Genomic DNA, 1039 nt, shown 5'->3' with positions numbered 1-1039 from the left:
TCGATCATCGAGTTGTCGTAACAATCACCGATGCTGCCCATAGAGGCCAGCAGGCCAGAATCCCGCGCCCTCTTCGTAAAGGCCCAGGATCCGAACTGGACTCCGTGGTCGGAGTGAATGATCGTCCCCGAGCCAGTGCTGTTGCCGAGCCGACTATCGATCGCCATTCCCAGGGCGTTCGTCACCAGTGCGGCCGTGGGCGATGAGTCGATGGACCAGCCGACAACTCTTCGTGAATAGGTGTCCAGGACCGCGCAGCAGTAGATTTTTCCTTCGCGCGTCGGATGCTCCGTGATGTCCGTGACCCACAGCTGGTTCGGTCCCTGGCGCCCGAAGGTCCGTTTGACCAGGTCGGTCGAGATGTCGTCGGCCCTGATTCGTTTCCACTTGCGGCGCCCTGAGATCCCTTGGAGTTCGGCTCGGCGCATCAGCAACTCGACCTGACCATGACCCACCTCGATGCCCCGACCGAGCGTCAACTCGGCATGCACCCGCCGGGCACCGTAGATGCCACGAGATTCCACATGGATCTGGCCAATGAGATCGGTGAGCATCGCGTGCCGGACACCCCGTTCGGATGGTGGCCGGTTACGGTGCTCATAGAACCCAGCCTCGGAGACGCCCAGGACCCTGCAGGCGACCTGCACCGGGTGATCTTCCGCGGCGATCACTTCGATCGCCGCGTACCGACTTTTGTGGTGGTGTCCTCCTTCAGCAAGTCGACCGCCCGGCGGGAAATGGCCAGCTCAGTCTCGAGCTCGCGAATCCGCCTGTTCGCTGTAGCCAGCTCGCCCTTTTCAGCACTGCTTAGACCGGGCGTCTCACCTCAATCGATCCGGTCCTGCCGGCGCCAGTTGTAGGTCGTCTGATCGCTGACGTCCAGGTCGTGCGCGACACTTGCGACGCTGCGCCCAGCAGTGAGTAAGTCGAGAACCTTGCGTCTGAACTCCGCCGAGTAGCCCTGTCGTCCCATCTGTTCCTCCTGATGTCAGACACCAGAATCCACAAATTCCAACTCCGTAGAACCCGGGACACACCA

General features: G+C 61.5%; 2 protein-coding genes. Both read right to left on the bottom strand.

Annotation, left to right across the window (positions count from 1 at the left end; translation table 11 throughout):
* The coding region (locus IWX75_RS17505) for an IS3 family transposase (protein WP_196823535.1) at nucleotides 1-671 on the bottom strand (671 nt) is incomplete at its 3' end.
* Nucleotides 672-826: 155 nt separating this feature from the next.
* Complete coding sequence (locus IWX75_RS17930) at nucleotides 827-973, bottom strand: transposase (protein ID WP_196823534.1); 147 nt, start codon at nucleotides 971-973, stop codon at nucleotides 827-829.
* Between the last annotated feature and the right edge of the window lie 66 nt (nucleotides 974-1039).

It is taken from the genome of Arthrobacter sp. CAN_A6 (assembly GCF_015751715.1).
GTDB lineage: Bacteria > Actinomycetota > Actinomycetes > Actinomycetales > Micrococcaceae > Arthrobacter_D.
This window is presented reverse-complemented; position numbering and strand designations above follow the sequence as displayed.

Coding starts and splice junctions, on each gene's coding strand:
- IWX75_RS17930 (WP_196823534.1), bottom strand. CDS start 973: ATGGGACGACAGGGCTACTCGGCGGAGTTCAGACGCAAGGTTCTCGAC.